The sequence below is a fragment of the Paraburkholderia sp. SIMBA_054 genome (assembly GCF_046534875.1).
Lineage (GTDB): Bacteria > Pseudomonadota > Gammaproteobacteria > Burkholderiales > Burkholderiaceae > Paraburkholderia > Paraburkholderia hospita.
On record NZ_JAWRXV010000591.1, the window covers coordinates 1 to 283 of the forward strand.

The 283-nt window shown below is 64.7% G+C and carries 1 pseudogene; it reads left to right on the plus strand.

The features are described from left to right. Nucleotides 1-283, plus strand: a pseudogene (locus SB822_RS56460) (hypothetical protein); the annotation flags it as partial.

The window sequence follows — 283 nt, forward strand, 5'->3', positions numbered from 1 at the left end:
GGTTGACGCGGAAGTTGATGTTGCGGTAAACGAAGCCGCCGCAGAGCCGGTTCCGCCCACGCTCGAGATCAACCGTCCGGCGCAGAACGAAATCACCATGACGATCGGCGGTCAGACCGTCGCGCTGCGTGCCGAGCAGATCGGACAACTGATCGAGGAACTGTCGAACGCGCGCGCCTCTATGACGCCGGAGCCGCCGCCAGGCATTCCGCCGGGCTGGCGCTTCGTGTCGACGAAGAATCCGGTCATGGCCGTGCAGAAGCAGTCGAACGGCGACCGTCTG